Origin of the sequence: uncultured Clostridium sp. (genome assembly GCF_963515715.1) — a bacterium.
Taxonomy (GTDB): domain Bacteria; phylum Bacillota; class Clostridia; order Clostridiales; family Clostridiaceae; genus Clostridium_AW.
The window spans coordinates 154,398-171,860 of the sequence record NZ_CAUPZS010000002.1 but is presented as its reverse complement, the minus strand read 5'-3'; the positions used below and the strand labels follow the sequence as shown (position 1 = coordinate 171,860).

Annotated in this window: 16 protein-coding genes; 5 read left to right on the top strand and 11 right to left on the bottom strand. The window is 35.8% G+C overall.

Annotated elements, in window-relative coordinates:
• Positions 1 to 6: 6 nt before the first annotated feature.
• The 5 genes from RYO54_RS02895 to RYO54_RS02875 form a co-directional block, all read right to left on the bottom strand.
• Positions 7 to 2,502, bottom strand: coding sequence for an ABC transporter permease (locus RYO54_RS02895; RefSeq protein WP_315115466.1), 2,496 nt, complete (start codon positions 2,500 to 2,502; stop codon positions 7 to 9).
• Positions 2,499 to 3,176 carry an ABC transporter ATP-binding protein gene (locus RYO54_RS02890; RefSeq protein WP_315115464.1) on the bottom strand — a complete coding sequence of 226 codons (678 nt, stop codon included), beginning with the start codon at positions 3,174 to 3,176 and terminating at the stop codon, positions 2,499 to 2,501. The genes RYO54_RS02895 and RYO54_RS02890 overlap by 4 nt, the downstream gene beginning before the upstream one ends.
• 107 nt (positions 3,177 to 3,283) lie before the next feature.
• Positions 3,284 to 4,204 carry a HAMP domain-containing sensor histidine kinase gene (locus RYO54_RS02885; RefSeq protein ID WP_315115462.1) on the bottom strand — a complete coding sequence of 307 codons (921 nt, stop codon included), beginning with the start codon at positions 4,202 to 4,204 and terminating at the stop codon, positions 3,284 to 3,286.
• Positions 4,204 to 4,881, bottom strand: a complete 678-nt coding sequence (locus tag RYO54_RS02880) for a response regulator transcription factor (protein ID WP_399548953.1) — start codon at positions 4,879 to 4,881, stop codon at positions 4,204 to 4,206. The genes RYO54_RS02885 and RYO54_RS02880 overlap by 1 nt, the downstream gene beginning before the upstream one ends.
• The gene (locus RYO54_RS02875; protein ID WP_315115820.1) at positions 4,859 to 5,020 is read right to left on the bottom strand and encodes a hypothetical protein; all 162 of its coding nucleotides are present in this window, start codon (positions 5,018 to 5,020) and stop codon (positions 4,859 to 4,861) included. The genes RYO54_RS02880 and RYO54_RS02875 overlap by 23 nt, the downstream gene beginning before the upstream one ends.
• A 751-nt stretch (positions 5,021 to 5,771) precedes the next feature.
• Between RYO54_RS02875 and RYO54_RS02865 the strand changes: the two genes are divergently transcribed.
• The 3 genes from RYO54_RS02865 (at position 5,772) to RYO54_RS02855 (ending at position 8,506) form a co-directional block, all read left to right on the top strand.
• Positions 5,772 to 6,830: a beta-propeller fold lactonase family protein gene (locus tag RYO54_RS02865; RefSeq protein ID WP_315115457.1), complete on the top strand. Its 1,059-nt coding sequence runs from the start codon at positions 5,772 to 5,774 to the stop codon at positions 6,828 to 6,830.
• A 261-nt stretch (positions 6,831 to 7,091) separates the two neighbouring features.
• Positions 7,092 to 7,991: a helix-turn-helix transcriptional regulator gene (locus tag RYO54_RS02860; protein WP_315115455.1), complete on the top strand. Its 900-nt coding sequence runs from the start codon at positions 7,092 to 7,094 to the stop codon at positions 7,989 to 7,991.
• Positions 7,992 to 8,047: 56 nt separating this feature from the next.
• Complete coding sequence (locus tag RYO54_RS02855; protein ID WP_315115453.1) at positions 8,048 to 8,506, top strand: hypothetical protein; 459 nt, start codon at positions 8,048 to 8,050, stop codon at positions 8,504 to 8,506.
• Between the two features lie 304 nt (positions 8,507 to 8,810).
• Here RYO54_RS02855 and RYO54_RS02850 read toward each other — a convergent pair whose 3' ends face one another.
• The gene (locus RYO54_RS02850) at positions 8,811 to 9,305 is read right to left on the bottom strand and encodes a hypothetical protein (protein ID WP_315115450.1); all 495 of its coding nucleotides are present in this window, start codon (positions 9,303 to 9,305) and stop codon (positions 8,811 to 8,813) included.
• Positions 9,306 to 9,743: 438 nt separating this feature from the next.
• On the opposite strand from RYO54_RS02850, the gene RYO54_RS02845 reads away from it, so the two are divergent.
• Positions 9,744 to 10,313 (top strand): TetR/AcrR family transcriptional regulator, encoded by a 570-nt coding sequence (locus tag RYO54_RS02845; RefSeq protein ID WP_315115448.1) that lies wholly within the window; start codon positions 9,744 to 9,746, stop codon positions 10,311 to 10,313.
• A gap of 39 nt (positions 10,314 to 10,352) precedes the next feature.
• Positions 10,353 to 11,708, top strand: a complete 1,356-nt coding sequence (locus RYO54_RS02840; protein ID WP_315115446.1) for a Na+/H+ antiporter NhaC family protein — start codon at positions 10,353 to 10,355, stop codon at positions 11,706 to 11,708.
• 91 nt (positions 11,709 to 11,799) lie between these two features.
• On the opposite strand, the gene RYO54_RS02835 is transcribed toward RYO54_RS02840, so the two are convergent.
• From RYO54_RS02835 to RYO54_RS02815, 5 genes are all read right to left on the bottom strand, one after another.
• Positions 11,800 to 12,057, bottom strand: coding sequence for a hypothetical protein (locus RYO54_RS02835; RefSeq protein WP_315115444.1), 258 nt, complete (start codon positions 12,055 to 12,057; stop codon positions 11,800 to 11,802).
• 30 nt (positions 12,058 to 12,087) lie between these two features.
• Positions 12,088 to 13,344 carry a YeeE/YedE family protein gene (locus RYO54_RS02830; RefSeq protein ID WP_315115810.1) on the bottom strand — a complete coding sequence of 419 codons (1,257 nt, stop codon included), beginning with the start codon at positions 13,342 to 13,344 and terminating at the stop codon, positions 12,088 to 12,090.
• 159 nt (positions 13,345 to 13,503) lie between these two features.
• On the bottom strand, positions 13,504 to 15,204 hold the full coding sequence (locus RYO54_RS02825) for an FAD-dependent oxidoreductase (protein ID WP_315115442.1): 1,701 nt from the start codon (positions 15,202 to 15,204) through the stop codon (positions 13,504 to 13,506).
• 355 nt (positions 15,205 to 15,559) lie between these two features.
• Positions 15,560 to 16,357, bottom strand: coding sequence for an ABC transporter ATP-binding protein (locus RYO54_RS02820; protein ID WP_315115439.1), 798 nt, complete (start codon positions 16,355 to 16,357; stop codon positions 15,560 to 15,562).
• Positions 16,358 to 16,413: 56 nt separating this feature from the next.
• On the bottom strand, positions 16,414 to 17,463 hold the full coding sequence (locus RYO54_RS02815) for an aliphatic sulfonate ABC transporter substrate-binding protein (protein WP_315115436.1): 1,050 nt from the start codon (positions 17,461 to 17,463) through the stop codon (positions 16,414 to 16,416).

Sequence of the window (17,463 nt, the reverse complement as noted above, 5' to 3'; positions counted from 1 at the left end):
CCCATTTTATAACCAATCAATCCTTAGACGCTCTACAACACTTTGTCTACCTGTAAAGTGATAGGCAACATATGGAACCAAAAAACCTAGCACAAATAATAGCGGGAAGATGATTACCAGTGGCCAGAAATTAAATTTGAAGTTTAAAAACCAAATTTGATCACATAGTGGGCGCACGATAAATAGTGAACTTCCAAGGCTTAACAAGACGGAAATTACCGCAGTAAATGTGGCATAATAGCATCCCTCCAGGCATAGCATTACGACAAGCTGCTTTCTAGTCATGCCGATACTTTGAAGTATGGCCAGTTCTCTGCGGCGAATCAGTATACTGGTTAAAATGGTATTGATAAAATTCAAAATACCAATGATTCCAATAATGAATGCAATGGTGCCGCCAATCGATACGATGGTATTCTTAATATCCGTAACACCTGCTAAGGTAGTAAGTTTGGATTTATAACTCATTGTTGGCTCAACACTGTTTGTATACTGTTTTAGAAAGTGCTCCATGTCAGTTTCTTTATCTTGCGTAACATCAAATACATAGCTCATGGCATAGGTATTGCCGGTAAATTCTTTATAAACATCCCCCGGAAGAAAGAAGCAGGAGTCGACCCAGTCATAAGTATTTGCCTCGTTTGCGATGACATGGCCAAGTACAGTTACTTCATGAATATTACCGTTATAATTCAATTCGACTTTATCTCCAATACTATGATTCATACTGTCCATATCCATATTACCGCGGGAATCTACCCAGACACCCTCTAGGATGTACTTCCCTGTTGCAAGTTTCTCTGTATCTATTTCACCATCCACTAATTTCAGACGCGAAAATGGAAATTCATCCATACCATATATATGTGTGGAAAATGAACCGTCCTGCTGCTGATTGGAGGTCTGCCTGGTGGTTTTGCTTGTGTATGTGGCTTTATGGCCGTATTGGCGACCACCTGTTTTAAATCCATCCTGTTTTTCTACAACGCTGATAAAACTTTCGCTAAGCGCACTTTCTGCATTGACTTGGTACTGAAAAAATAGGTTGGCCTGACCGATACTAAAATCAGAAACACTGGCATTTCTAAGAGCATTCTCCGCATCCACGCTCTGCGAGAAATTGAAAACCGTATTGGTTAGAACGATGCTAAGCGAAAGACTTATAATCACCAGAACAGTACGCTTCTTATTTCGCCCAAGATTAGCCCATGCCATCCTTTTTTGAGGGGTTCCATTCTTTGTCTTTTTCTTTCTTTTCTTACCACTGATTAAATCGGCATCCGTATAGCGAACGGCTTCGATTGGGGATACTTTTGCCGCCATTTTTGCTGGCTTTTGGGTGCTGATAAATACGGTAATTAGTGTGAATGTAGCGGCCACTACAAAGATAAGAGGATTAGGTGATACAATTGCCGCGTTCCCCTGGAAGCTGGATCGCGCCAGCAGCGTCGGTAGCAGCGCCTTACCCACAAAAAAGCCGCCACAAAGCCCCAATGGAATGCCGATCAACGAAAGCATCCACGCCTGTCGGCCAATGATGTCGTAAAGTTGCCGTCCTGTAGTGCCGATGGTTTTCAGCAGTCCATAAAAGTGCATATCGCGCAAAACGGAAATCTGAAAAATATTATAGATAATCAGATAGCCTGTGAATACAAATAACAGCAAGGCACAGGAAAGTGCGACGACCGTTCCAGCTCCTATTGTTGTCTGCTTCGACAAATACAGAGGATTAATTCCTGTATTTATATAGTTGGGTGCGTTCGTATCCATGGAAAATCCGCTGTCTGCCACTACCTTCTCCAGATCTTTTTCAATGTTTTGTGTACCTGCAAATTTTATAATTCCGGAGATGGTTCCGGTTTCTGCCCGGTCCTGGCGGTAGGTGCTTTTCAATTCATCCAAATGAGCTTTCACATAAGCCTCAGAGGCAAGAATCGTGCCAGTCTGCACACCAGGGTAACTCTTCCACCAACCGGCAAGCACGAAATCACGTGTAACTTTTTTATTGTGGACGGTGAAGTCTAATTTTATATGAGCGCCCAGTTTTTGTGGAACACCAAGCATCTCTAGTGTCGTCGTATCGGTGATTATCTCGTTTTCTGCCTGCGGCTTATGCCCACTCGTCGGCTCAATAAACGCATATTTCAAACCAAGATCATCATAATACCAAAATTCTGTATGCCGCTTGATAAGGGAGTCATTATCCACGCTGTCGGCAAGTTTACGACAATAGGCGATTTCAGTTATCAAAGGATGACTGCTTATGGTGCTATATTCTGATTCGGTCATATAATTAATAAGTGCGTGTCCTTCACCTCCGGACAGAATCATATTGGCGCGCTGCATACTTTTCACCATACCGGACCCCATGGTAAACAGGCTGGTGAATAAAAGCGCAGTTAGGGCAATTGCGATTACAGCGATGATGTTGCGTGTTCTGGCAGCATGAAAGCTTCTGACTGCCAATTTGCGGATTATTTTTCTGTTTCTCACTCGAATCATATCGCATCACCACCTGATATTTTTCCATCCTCGATACGGATAATACGGTCTGCAAGCTGTGCGAGTTCTTCATTATGGGTAATCATGACAATGGTCTGATTGAATTTCCTCGCGGTCACCTTCAAAAGCCCGATCACATCCTGACTGGTCTTGCTATCCAGATTGCCGGTGGGCTCATCGGCGAGTACGATAGCAGGTTTCGTGGCCAATGCCCTTGCGATGGCAACCCGTTGCTGCTGTCCACCGGAAAGTTGGTTTGGCAGATTTTGCAATTTACTTTCAAGTCCCAGTGTTTGTATGATTTGCTTTATATAGCTTTTATCCGGCTTGTTACCATCTAACTGGATGGGCAGGATAATGTTCTCATATATATTCAGCACTGGCACAAGATTAAAGTTCTGGAACACAAAACCAATTTTTCGTCGGCGGAAAATTGTCAGTTCTTTCTCTTTCAGCTTGAAAATTTCCTTACCGTCTACCATCACACTTCCGCTGGTGGGACGGTCAAGACCTCCGAGCATGTGAAGGAGAGTAGATTTTCCACTGCCCGACGTGCCGATCACTGCGACAAATTCCCCGTTTTCTACTGAAAGATTTACGCCGTCCAGCGCATGGACAGTCGTTTCACCGCTGCCGTAATATTTCTTTAGGTTTATTGTTTTTAATATAGTCATCATAGCGTCCTCCATAAAAAAATCCGTATCACATTTTTTTGCGATACAGACAGAATAACAAAACATTCTTTCCACATTCTTTCTGAAATCTATCAGTTTTGAAAGATTTATCTTTTCTCAGTGGGAAGGAAAATGGAAAAGGTGGAGCCTCGTCCCGTTGTTCCAGAAACCTTGATATACCCACCTCCGTCTGAGATAATCTCCCGCGCCAGAAATAAGCCTAGCCCTACACCTTCATGTTGACTGACCTTGGCAGAACGGTAAAAACGGGTGAATATTTTTCCCCGCTCATCCTCCGCAATGCCGATACCTTGATCGGTGACATCAATCCGGAAAAACAGATCATAGGATATGGCACGGATTTTGACGGTGCTTTGTCGAGGGGAATATTTCACTGCGTTATCGAGGACATTATACACCGCTTCAATTGTCCATTTAGGATCGTAATAGGCTATGCCATCCACCAATTCAGTTTCAATGGTAATCTCTTTTTCTTCCGCTTTGGGACGGATTTGGGTAATAACAGCATCAAGCAACATTTGCCTGGTGCCCCTTTGCGGATTGATTGCAATAATCCCGCTTTCCAGACGGGAGGCTTTCACAAGAGTTACCATAAGGAAATCCAGTTTTTCAGCCTGGGCAGACAGCGCTTTTACACATACGGCACTGTCTGACCTCAGTTCATGCTCCGAAAGAATTTGTGAGTATAGCAAAAGATTTGCGACGGGCGTCTTAGTTTGATGGGAGATGTCCGAGATCAGGCGCTGGATATTTTCCTTTTCTACAGTCAGGTTTTTGGAGGACACCGCACAGGAGGATAAAAACCGGGCCATTTTCGCTTCCACAGCAGACAGAGCGGACTCGTCAAAGGTATTCTCGGTAAAACCGCCGTCTATGGCACTGTCCAGCATGGCGTTCAAGGAATCCATGAGCCGCCGCATTCTTCTGCGATATAGAAGGATGACAGGAATTACGGCGGCCATTGTGATAACTACGGCAATCCCGATTATTAAAATCCACTTGTCCATTACATCACCGCCCAGGTGTAGCCAATGCCGTACACTGTTTTAATATATACTGGCGAGGAGGGGATGTCCTCCAATTTATCACGCAAACGCTTAACTGTAACTGAGAGGGCGTTTTCGTCCACATATACGGCACCGTCCGTCCAGATGGCATCCACCAGTTGCGCTCTTGTCAGAGTATGACCTCTATTTTCAAGCAAAATACGAAGCAGCTTTTGTTCGGTTTTGCTCAGATCAATGGGAACGCTGTTTTTGAGAAACTCTATTTTTGCAAAGCAGAACCGAAAACCATCAATCTGTATCGGATCGGTAGGAACGGAAGCAGCGCCTCGGAGTCGAGCGCCCACTCTTGCACGCAGGATCATCAGGCTGAATGGCTTGGTGATATAATCGTCCGCCCCCAGTTCAAGACCTGTGACCACATCTGTTTCCAGATCATTGGCGGTGAGGATGATTACCGGAACAACGGAGTGCCTGCGTAGTTCTTTCAAGAAATCCAGCCCGTTTCCGTCAGGTAGATTGATGTCTAGAATGATGAGGTCAAAGACCGTGTTTTCAGTCTCCAGCCGTGCGGAACGCAGATTCTGCACCTGTACAAATATAAATTCACTGTTTTTTAAGGCGAGCGCTATGCCGTTCGCTAAGGACAGATCATCTTCAACTATCAATATTTGTTTCATCTCTATCATCCTCCTTTGGCTGGTTGTCTTTATATCGTCCATCTTTAGGTTTTTCCACATCTTTGGGAATTAACCACATACAGCTAAAGTGTATCATGCTCGTATGCAATTTTCCACACAAAGTTTTTGTAATTGTCACTCGCAAACTCCCCATTTCTTAGCAGATTCTGGGGCAGAAATATAATCATGCTTCCACATTCTCGTATAAAATATTCCTCATATACCCTTCTGATCGTTAATACACTGACCTTCAAATCGTTGGCAAACCCTCTGATAGAAGGCAACACATCTCCTTGCAGTGTTATTCTACAGAATACACACTGTACGCTTTTTAGCATTATTCTCGAAATTACCCATTCCCCAGATACCATCCTCATCAACAAATTGAAATTAAAAGCAAAAAAGATGCTCTGTCTTTCAAAGATCAGCATCTTTTCTTGTTAACATATTCTATTAAAATCCAGTAGCCATAAAACAAAATAAACGGTCTAATGAAACATATTATACACTCCTTCTTATACCTACATGCTTCACTAATTTTATTATTAATTCTTCATTTTTAGTATTATATACTAATTGACTAGGAAGATTCAGATATTTATTTTATTTCCGCAAATCATAGAAAATGGGGGCAAGAACTTTCATATCATTCAAAAGTTCACGCATCAATTTGCCGGATTGAGGAGCCCATGAGCCATTTTTCTCTTTCTTTCTAAGTATTTTATCTATAAATAATGGTTTATAATCTTCAAGGCGTATACCAGCTTGCCATTAGCCTTTGAAGCAAATCCAAAGTAGTGTTATGTCAATAGAGTATCATAAAAAATAAGGACACATATTATAAATTAAGTTGAATAGTAATAACTTAATTTTAAAGGAGATTGATAAAAATGCCTTATAATATAAACAATTCCACTAGCATGGTATTTTCTATGACTAATGAATTTAATAACAGTATCGTTGCTTTTATGCGCCATGGTACAGGAACTCTATCTTGTCCAAAAGTTTATAGAACAGGAGGAAATGGGACAGGCGTACAACAAGCAGATCCACTAGGATCTCAAGGCTCCATTGCCATATCACATGATGGTAGATTTCTCTTTGTTGTTAACGCTGGCAGTAACAATATAAGTAGTTTTCGTTTGTGCCAAGGAGAGCTTGTTCTTGTTGATATAGTACCCTCTGGTGGTATTTTCCCTAACAGTTTAACTGTATTCAACCACAATCTTTATGTAACTAATTCCGGTAACCCACCGCAATCCCCTGCCAATGTTACCGGTTTTTATATTGGATTGGATGGACGCCTTAATATGATAAGAGGTTCTCAAAAACCATTAAGTTCAAACAATGCTCAATCAAGATGTATTGTTTCAAGTCCTTGTAGTAATAACCTTGTTGTAAGCGAAAATGTAACTAATAACCTCAGTGTTTACAAAATAAACCGAGATGGAAGTCTAAGCGATCCTATTGTAAATCCTTCTAATGGTATGGGTCCTTTTGGCTCAGCCTATCTCACTAATAATCTTTTGGTAGTTAGTGAGGTTACTACAAACGCCTTATCATCCTATGATGTTATGAACAATGGTAAACTTAATGTTATTAGTGGTTCTGTCGTGAATAATCAATCAGCAACTTGTTGGGTTTCAGTTAATCCTAAGGAGAATTTTGCTTATACCTCTAACGCTGGTAGCGGCACAATAAGCTTCTATCGTATTAATCTAGGAGGAACTTTGACTCTTGTTGAGAGTATACCAAGTACCCCTAATAGAACAGGTTCTCCAATTGATAGTGGAATAGACAGATGTGGCCAAAACTTCTACGTTTTAAATGGTGGTGAAGGTTCAATAAGTGTGTTTGAAATTGAGAAAAATGGACATTTAGTTCTATTACAGATATTTCAAGATACAAGATTACCAAAGGTTGGTGCGCAAGGACTAGCAATACTTTAGATATGAATAAATTGTATTTTAAAAATACAAGTATAGATAGAATATAGAAAAATATATATAGTAAATATTAAAATAAAGCACATGTATTTAATCCTATAAATTAATAAAAAATACATGTGCTTTTCATCCATTTCATTGTTTAAGATAGTCATTTCTTTTATATTTTTATAATGCAACTTCAGGTTGACACGAAGAAACGCCAAGTTGGTTGTATACTTCCGATATGTTATTTATAATGAGAGACAGAAAGGGGTGAGGTTATTGACATTTGGTCAAAAGTTAAAATCTCTTAGAAAAGAGCATGGGTATTCTCAAGAGGAATTTGCTCAACACTTAGATGTTTCACGACAAGCTGTCAGCAAATGGGAAAGTGATAAAGGGATGCCGGAAACAGATAAGCTATTGCAGATTAGCACTATATTCGGTGTTACCTTAGACTACCTGTTAAAAGAGGGTTCTACTGATGAAAGCCAACAGGATATAGGACATTATGTTAGCCGTGAAATGATAAATGGCTTTCTATCCTATAAGCGACAGGGAGCAAAGCGGATTGCAATAGGCGTTAGTCTGATTATTCTATCTAATCTATTCATCAGTGTTATTCCTGATAAAGAAATCGCACTATTACCATATTGGATTACTATGGTTTTAGGTATTGCTGTATTGGTATGGCATATATTTCAGCCCAAACGTTACAAAGAGATTGCAACAAAACAACTACTCTTTGATGATGCAATCATCAAAGATTTTCGGATGGAATATGAAAAAAACCGTAAGCGATATGTTGTAATGATTATCGCAGGTGTTATCCTCTTGGTTCTCGGTCCAGTAATTACGTTGGTAACAATGAACTTTTTTGGCAGTAATATTGGTATCGCTTTGTCATGGGTTATCAATGCGTTATGGATAGCACTTTTCATTTTGGCTGGTTTGTTTATGAAGGCGGAAAACATGATTGCTCGGAACGCAGAGTATATAGCAAAGAAAAACAGTAGAGGTAGGTTTGCTTGGGTTTATGTTGCATTGCCTGTAACCGCCATTGCTGTGGTAATAGGTATTGTCGCAAACGCTTGGAGCCCAGTTATGCCAATTATAGCATTGTTCTGTGCTTTACTGGTAACTGTTTGCAAATTATTGATGGAAGGTAGGAATCCAAAATGAATAAAAGGAATAAAAGGATAATTATGCTTGTGGTTTTATCATTATTGATTGGGATTTTGAGTGGGTGTTCCAATAAAGAATATACCACTGGAACCTCCACAAACAATAAAGAATATACCACCGAAGATTTACAACGGCTTGCGCGACTAGAGGTATATGCGGCAGATAAAACATTGATTAACACCATTGAGAATGAAGAAACATTGTTTCAGTTCAATAAGTTGTGTATTGATCCTATGGAATACACAGACCAGCAGGAAGAAATACAAGAAAAATTGAAAGAATATGAACCACAATACATTATCACATCCTATAAAACGCCTGCAGCAATGTATAACAACGGGTCACTGGAAAAAATATTCGATATTACGGTTTACAAAGATACGCATATGATTATGATGCAGGTGTCGCCTGATACTGTAAAGAATTTTCCAGTTCCCTCCGAATATTTGACCTACTATTATGAAGTTTCTGATGATGTGATGGATTTTCTGATTTCCTTAGCTGGTGAATAACACCACCGTGATCGCATCAAGCGAAGCCGAAAACACGTCGGGCCACACAATACCACATAGACAATCCCCGAATTGGCAAGGTGGAAGTGAATATAATGATATGCTCGTCACGGTAAACAAAATAATTTATTTCATGGTAAATTGGTCCGAAGTGTGAGGAAAGATTAAAGGTCATCAGTTTTGACTGCAAAAATGGTGGCCTTTTGTGTTTCCCCACAGGACAAAAGCGTCTTTTTGATGTGTTGAGTAAGAAAGACACAAAATCAATAGTATTTATTTCCAAATATTTACTTTATGTATTAAATTACATTTCATTTATACCTTCAATAGAAACTACAATTCTACTATGGGGAAGATAATGTATTCTATAGTATTTATTCTCTTCAAACTCTATATTCCTTAGTAAAGTCTTAGGACATAAAAACTCTCTACCCTCTTCATTTGTAGTGAATTCATAACTATTAAGTATTTTTAATGGTGTAGGTTTTTCTTCATAATATCCCCCTTCTATCTCTTGTTCTACTCCTTCTTCTATCATACCCTCATGTATTTCTGTTTTTCCACCCTCTAACAAAATAATATCAGAATCATATCTTTTTACTATATCTAGCACTTTCTCATATTTCAAATACGCAAAAGAAATAAATATCGTAAAACTACCCAGGATTACACATAAAATAATTTTTCTACGTAGTATTTTAAATGGGTCTAATTTATCTTTTCTTTTATTTTCTTTTAAACAATGCATAACTAATAGTATGCAAAATATGCCTGTACCAAGGGTTAACCATATTAACATAATCAGATTACTCCAGTAAGTTACCCTCAGAATAACCCCTGCTTCCCCCAGTTTATCTAAATGTATATATTTTGTCATACTAGGTGGTAATTCTAAAACTATTAGAAAACCTGTGAAGTATATCATAGTCAAAAGTAAGGGAGTTATAATTCGTAGAATTCCCCATAAATTTTGTTTATTACTAATAGATTTTCTCTCTTTGTTATACGTGTTTTTATTATTTAAAATATTTTTATTATCCATAAATCTCCTTATTCAGTAAATTACATAATTGAAAGTATATACCTTTGTACAATATTATACAATGATTCCATTAATGTAACAATAATAGTAAAACGATCTATGTTTATACAACATTTTTACAAATTAACCAAAGCTTGACTTTATAAAACAGTCATTATACAATAAACTTACGAACGGTCGTAAGGAGATGGTTGGATGACTATTACACAAATAAAAAAAGCTGCATTATTAAATTTCACCGAGAAAGGGTATGACGGTACTTCACTTTTTGATATTGCTGAAGAAGTTGGAATTAAAAAACAATCAATTTATTCTCATTTCAAAAATAAAGATGAATTGTTTCTTACAGTCATGGATGAGGTTATTAATGAAGAAATGAATTTCTTACACCATTTTTTTACTCATTACAAACCTAACTTAAAGAGTTATTTAGAAGATTTTATTTTAGAATTCAAAGAACGATATGTAAACAATGAGGAATACAATATGAAATTTGTGTTACGTATGTGTTATATGCCCCCATTCCATTTGAAAGAAAAAGTTCTTAAGAATTTTAAGTTATATTTTTTAGAACTTGAAAACTTACTAAATGAATTATTTTTAAATACAAAAGTTCTTTCAGATAAGGCCAAAAGAGCTACTCTTTCTTTTATGACCTTATTAGATGGTCTATTAGTAGCATTAATATATGGTGGCATTGAAAGATTTAATCAAAAATTTCAAATCTCTTGGGAAATATATTGGAATGGTTTATTAAATGACTAAAGTGTTTAAAATTTAATTTAATAAAATATGGGAGGGTATATGAGAGAAAATAAAATTTCTGAAAAATATACTTATATTATTTTAATATTTACACTTATTTCAATTATCACCTGTGTTATATCGGGAATATTTCTATTTTACAGTTTCCTTTCAAGTATAATTGTTGCTTCATTCTTATTTATAAAAAGTGGTTTTTCCATAACTGAACTTTTTAACATGATAAAAAAAGGTTTTTGTGAGTATAAATCACTGTTCATTTTAATGGCCTTAATTGGTGCTATGATTTCTATATGGATGGCTTCAGGAGTTGTACCAACTATGTTATACTATGGACTTAAATATATGCAGGGAACGAATTTTCTATTTGCCGCTTTTGTTCTTACATCCATAGTTTCAGTATTTATGGGCACAGCATTTGGAACTATTAGTAGTATAGGAATTGCATTACTCGGATTGTCAAAAATATTTGGAATTCCCAACCATATTCTTTTAGGGGCTATAGTTTCAGGAGCCTTTATCGCAGATAAAATTTCGCCAATATCAATTCTTTTTAATCTCACACTTGAAACTGTAAAAATAAGTTACAAAGAAGCTTTCATACCCATACTAAAGACTTTACTTCCAGCTTATTTTGTATCAGGATTACTATATTATTTTATAGGAAAAAAATATAGTATAGTTCTTGTAAATTCTAATATAGATAACCTTGCCTCAGCTATTAATGAAAACTTTGTTGTCTCACCATTATTATTACTTTTACCTTTAAGCATTATAATTATGTCATTTTTAGGAATGAATATGGTAAAATCAGTATCTATAGCCTTAATTTCTGGAATAATTATTTCAATTGGTTTACAGAAAGCAAACTTTAATGATATTATTATTGCCATATTTACTGGTTACAGGGTAAACACCAATTCTGTTGACTTAAACACAGTGCTAGTTAGTGGTGGTATGATATCTATGATATCCGTATTGCTTATAATAGCAGGTGCAATCAGTCTAAGTAGTCTGTTTCAAGAAACAGGACTTATAATACCTATAATTAAAAGAATAACACTAAAAATTAAGTCAAAGGAAGAACTTATTTTAAAGACGGGATTTATAAGTAGTGTATTAACAGCTATCAGTGACCAAAGTGTTAGTATAATACTGCCTGGAAAACTTTTAAAGGACAAGTATAGCGAATTAGAAATTGAAAATACCACTTTAGCTAGAACTATAACAGATACTGGAATGGTTATTGCTCCTCTTATTCCATGGAATGTAAATTCGTTATTTATTTTTATAACAACTGGGATTCCAACTGCAGCATATGCGCCTTATGCAGTATTATGCTACCTGTTACCCATAATCACATTTATTTTCCCTTATCTGCGTAAACAGAGTTCTTGAATCAGATGGAGTTTTTACTCCACCTGATTCTTATTAACAGAATTCTTAGGAGTTTTACTCCTTAGAAGTCGTTATCCTTTAGGGGAAATCGTTATCCAGGGACGTAGCCGCTCTTAGCTCCCACTTTGAAGAAAAGCAGAGAACCAAAATCTTTGATTTTACGTGAATCGCTTTCACAGAGTGCGATGGGAGTATTAGAGCGGATAGTCATCGGATAAAAACTTATGAATTTAATTCTTTCTTTATCTAATGATGTTATCTGATGAAAAATATATAAAAATAAAAGCTTCAGATGAATTATTTTTTCACCTGAAGCTTTGTCTTTACTTAGCTTTGTTATTCCTATCATAAAAATCTACTATATAATTTCAATATAAAATTACATTGAAATATTAAACTTTTTAACTAAGTCCACTCCAATTATTCCTCCAATAGTTAAAGCTATCATAAATGTCCATCCTGATAAGGATAAATTACATATTGCTGAATACAACGCCCCTATATTACATCCAGTTGAAAGCCTTGCACCGTATCCCATAAGTATTCCACCTATTGCATAGAAAATAATATCTTTAAATTTAAAGCCTCTCTTAAATGAGAAGTGTCCTGCTAATAATGGAGATATTAAAGCACCTACAATTATTCCTAAGTTTCTCATTGAACCTGGATCGTTCATAAACCCTGCGTTTATAGTCTTCATATCTTTTGCAAAATAAGACCATTTTGAAACATCAATTAATCCTACTGATTCATATATCCAAGCTCCCCAGTGTACAAAAGTAGAAGTTACTCCCCAGCTCTTACCTGATGAAAGTAATACTACCATAAACATAACTGATAAAAGTACTGCTCCAGTATAAAAAGACCATCTTTTTACAAAGAACTTGTGATAAGTTTCTTTGCTAAAAAACTTGTATGTAGCTGGTTCTTCTAATTCTTTTTCCCACTCTGCGTATTCTAATGGAATAAGCGTATTTTCTCTTTTTCTCTTATTTTCATACCATTTTGCAAAAATATAAATTCCTAAAAATCCTAATAATGAAATTATTATAGCTCCCATATAACCAAAAACCTCTGGTAAATAAACCCTTGTATTCCATGAATTAAGGAAAGTACTTTTCCACCAAGCCAAATCATGTGCTCCCCATACTGATCCTGTTACAAAAAAGAATAAAACTATTAATGCTCTTCCTTCACCTTCACCTACGTCTGTAAGCGTTCCAGAAGCACATCCTCCACCTAGCATCATACCTATACCAAATACTATTCCACCTAATATAGCTAAAAGACTAATGGGTTCAACATTTTGAGTTCCTGCTATTATCTTAGCTCCCTCTGCAGCTTTATAGGCAACCTGAGCACCATTAAGGTATGAACCATAGTGGTATGCTGCTGTCATTATTAATGAGATGGTAAGCAAAAACAGTAATGCTTTTGTTAAGCTTGATTCTCCAGTTACATATAGCCTTCTTATCCCCCCTGCAAATCCAAATCTTGATCTTTGCATTAAATATCCAATTGCTAGTCCAGTTATTAAAAACAATCCTAATTTTGGATTCTTTTCAGATTGCAATGCAGCAAAAGCAAGCATAGCTATTAAAATTGCAAATCCAACAAATGCCTGTGTCTTATTTATAGTTGCCTTTGTAGCCCTTCCCTTGGCAGGACTTGATTTAGTTACTATTTCTGTTGGGTTACTCATATTCCTTCCACTTCCTTATTTCTAATTTTTAATTTTTTGTGCAAGCCTAACCCTGTTAGTTAAACTGTAATTAGACTTGCACTTAAGTTTATCCTATAGGAAATTATAATCTGTAACTATTTTTTCTCTTCCTTTTGTCTCATCATTGAAATACTCATAGAAGGATATTCCCATAAATCCACCAGAAACATTATAAACATTTTCGTATCCTAAGTGTTTAAGTGCCATTAATGCATTATAGCTTCTTTGAGCACTTCTGCAGTGTAGATATACTGGTTCATCTTTAGGTATTTCATTTATTCTTTGTCTTATTTCACTAAGTGGTATGTTTTTAGCTCCAATTATATGACTTAATTCATACTCATCTTTTTCTCTTACATCTATTATGCAAGCTCCTTTTTCAACTAAGCCTCTTATATCCTTTTCTCTTACTTGTTTGAATTCACCATGTAATAGGTTAGTAGCAACATACCCTGAGAAATTAACTACGTCCTTAGCAGTTCCAAATGGTGGAGCATAGCATAATTCTAAATCTCTTAAATCGTCCACTGTTGCTCCAAATTTAATAGCTGTAGCAATTATATCTACTCTCTTATCTACACTTCCTCTACCAATTGCTTGAGCACCTAATACTTTTCCTGTTGTTACTTCGAAAATCAGCTTAAAGTGAAGTGGTTCACATCCTGGCATTAGGCCAACCTTATCTCCTGGAATTACTTTAGCTACTTCATAATTAATATCTAATTTAAGTGATTCTATCATTTCTTCATTTAAACCTACTGAAGCTGCATTATAATCAAAACATTTTACTACTGATGATCCTATAAAGCCTGTATTTCTTATAATTCTTCCATGAATATGGTCAGCAACTTGTCTTGCTTGTTTTTGAGCAGGTCCAGCTAATGGTAATCTAGTTATCTTTCCAGTTAAAGCATGGTATACTTCAATAGCATCTCCAACTGCATATATATCCTTGTCGCTAGTTATATAATTTTGATCTACCTTTATAGCTCCAGTTTCTCCAAGTTCAAGACCAGCTTTAGCTGCTAGTGAAGTTTCTGGAGTTACACCAATAGCCATAACTACTGCCCCTGCTTCTATTTTCTTACCAGATTCTAAAACAACAATATCTTTTTCAAAGGCACTTACTTTATCTCCAACAATTAGATTTACACCCTTATCATGCATTTCTTTGTGAAGAATCTGAGCCATATCATAGTCAAAAGGTTTCATAATATGAGGAAGCGCTTCAATTAGAGTTACATTATGTCCTGCTTCTCTTAAATTCTCAGCAACTTCAACTCCTATAAATCCTCCTCCAATTACTGAAATATTGCTTATTCCCATTGCTTTTACAGATTTGTTTAGCTTGTCTATATCTACAACATTTCTTACTGTAAATAATTTTACATCTTCAATTCCTTTTATAGGAGGAACTATAGCATTTGCACCTGGAGATAATATTAATTTGTCATAGCTTTCAGTGTACTCTTCTCCAGTTAATGTATTTTTAACTGTCACTTCTTTTTTTGCTCTATCTATAGCTATAACCTCATTATGAACTCTAGCATCTATATTGTATTGTGCTAAAAACTTATCTGGGTGCATAAGTACTAGACTTTCTGCCTTCTCTACTGTTCCACTTAAATGATATGGTAGACAACAGTTTGAAAAGGATACGTGGGGATCTCTTTCGAACATTATTATTTGATCTTCTTCCCCTAATCTTCTTAATCTTGCTGCTGTAGATGCACCACCTGCAACTCCACCTACTATTAAATACTTTTTACTCATTTTTACCCCTCCATAGTTTAATTTTTATTTATAACTCAGCTTTTATGTAACTCGTTAAATTTATCTCAATCTCTATGCTAATTATAATACGGATTTATACATTTTCATAATAAATAAGTGTTATACAACATAAGACATGTTTATAGGTTAATGTTCAAGAATATTTTTTAAATCAAGCAATAAAGCAGTAAAAGCCATTCTTTCAATGCATATTTTCAACCTATGTATACCACCGGTCAATTGGTAATAAAAGTATTTTTAATCCAAAAAATAAAGCAACATATAGTAGAATTTTTATCAATCCTAATATGTTACTTCATAAATACTTTGTATATTTTTAGGGAAATCTTATTTATCAACTTTGACTATTAATAATTTTTAAGATTTCTTCTCTAACATTCATATATTCAGGTGTATATCTTGTCTCTTCATAATTTTCCCCTGAAATATCATATGTAAAGTCTGTATTAAATTCCTTAATTATTCTACCTGGTCTGTTTGACATTACAATAACCCTTGTTGCAAGCGCTAAAGCTTCATCAACATCATGGGTAATGAGGAAAACAGTATTCTTTGTCTTAGTCCAAACAGTTCTTGTTAAGTTTTGCATATTTTGCCTTGTTAAAGCGTCTAATGCTCCAAAGGGTTCATCCATTAAAATCATTCTAGGTTCATTTACTAAAACCCTTGCAAGAGAAGCTCTTTGTTTCATACCTCCAGAAAGTTCATAGGGCTTATGTTTTTCAAATCCCTTTAAACCAACAAGCTCTAGATATTTATTGGTTAATTCTTTAATTTCCCCTTTTGAAAATTTCCTCATCTTTAAGCCAAAAGCAACATTATCATAAACATTCAGCCATGGATATAAGGTAGGGCTTTGAAAAACAACTCCTCTATGCCAATCCGGTCCACTAATAGGGCTGTTATCCATTCTAGCCTCTCCCTCTGATGGCTGAAGAAAACCTGCAATAATCTTTAATAAGGTACTTTTACCGCAGCCAGATGGCCCAAGTACACATATAAATTCCCCTTCTTTAATATTTAAATTTATATCTTGAAGAGCAGTAACATCACCTTTTTCACCACTATATCTTAAGTCTATATCTCTTATTGTTACCACATAGTCTGTTTTATCTTTTGCTATTTCACCCATGCAAAACTCTCCATTTCTATCACATTGCTTTAAGCTTTGTTAAACTCATCTATAAATTATTTTAAAGCATTTTCTATAAATGATGGGTTTACCGCTTTTTCAAAAGTATCCAGCTGAGGTTCTGTTTTAAGATTCTTTTGTTTGTATAGGAAATCAGCTGTATCTTTTAATGATTTTACTAAGTTACCCTTTTTATCGCTTGTCCCAAAATAAGCAGGATCTAATTGCTGTTCAGCAGTAAGCCAAATAGAACCTTTTGTTTGCTTTAATGCTTCTTCTGGTGTAATTTCTAAAGAATCTGAAAGTATTTTAATAACATCTTCTTGATTTTCATTATATAGCTTCACAGCTTTATTTACAGCCTTTATATACTTTGTTACAAGATCTGGATATTTTTCAGCAAACTCTCTTCTAACCACTTCTACATTAGATGTAATAACGCCTTTTTCCGCCATGTCTTTACTTGAAATTAAACTTTTCCCATCTTTTAAAAGACTAGAAAGTGTTGGCTCCCATGCGTAAGCTGCATCAATATCGCCTCTTTGCCATGCTGCATATATATCAGGCATTTGCATATCAAGTAGTGTTATATCTTTTTCAGACATACCATTTAACTCTAAAGCCTTTAATAAGCTATAATGTGTTGTTGTAGTATATGGTGTTCCAATTTTTTTCCCTTTAAGATCCTTTATAGAATTAATATTTGAATTCTTTTTAACAACTAATTGTTCTGCATCTCCAAGAACTTCATGTATCCAAATTGTTTCTATGTCAATGCCACTTGCAATACCCTGTGTTGCGGAAGCTGAACCAAGTAAGGCAAAGTCAATATCTTTTGAAACAAGAGCGTTTCTTATATCCCCTGCTTGAAATTCAATAACCTTAACCTTAACTCCAAGCTCTTCTTCAAAGAAGTCTTTTGCTATGGCGATTTTTTCATCATTAGGCATTTGCTGCGTACCTATCTTTACTACCTTAGGTAAGTTTGATGAAGTTCCATCATTTTTTGCACTGTCTACAGGCTTTTCTGATGCTGCACATCCTGCAAATAATGTTGCCGTTATAACTACCATTGCCACATTAGCTAAGATCTTTTTAAAATTCAT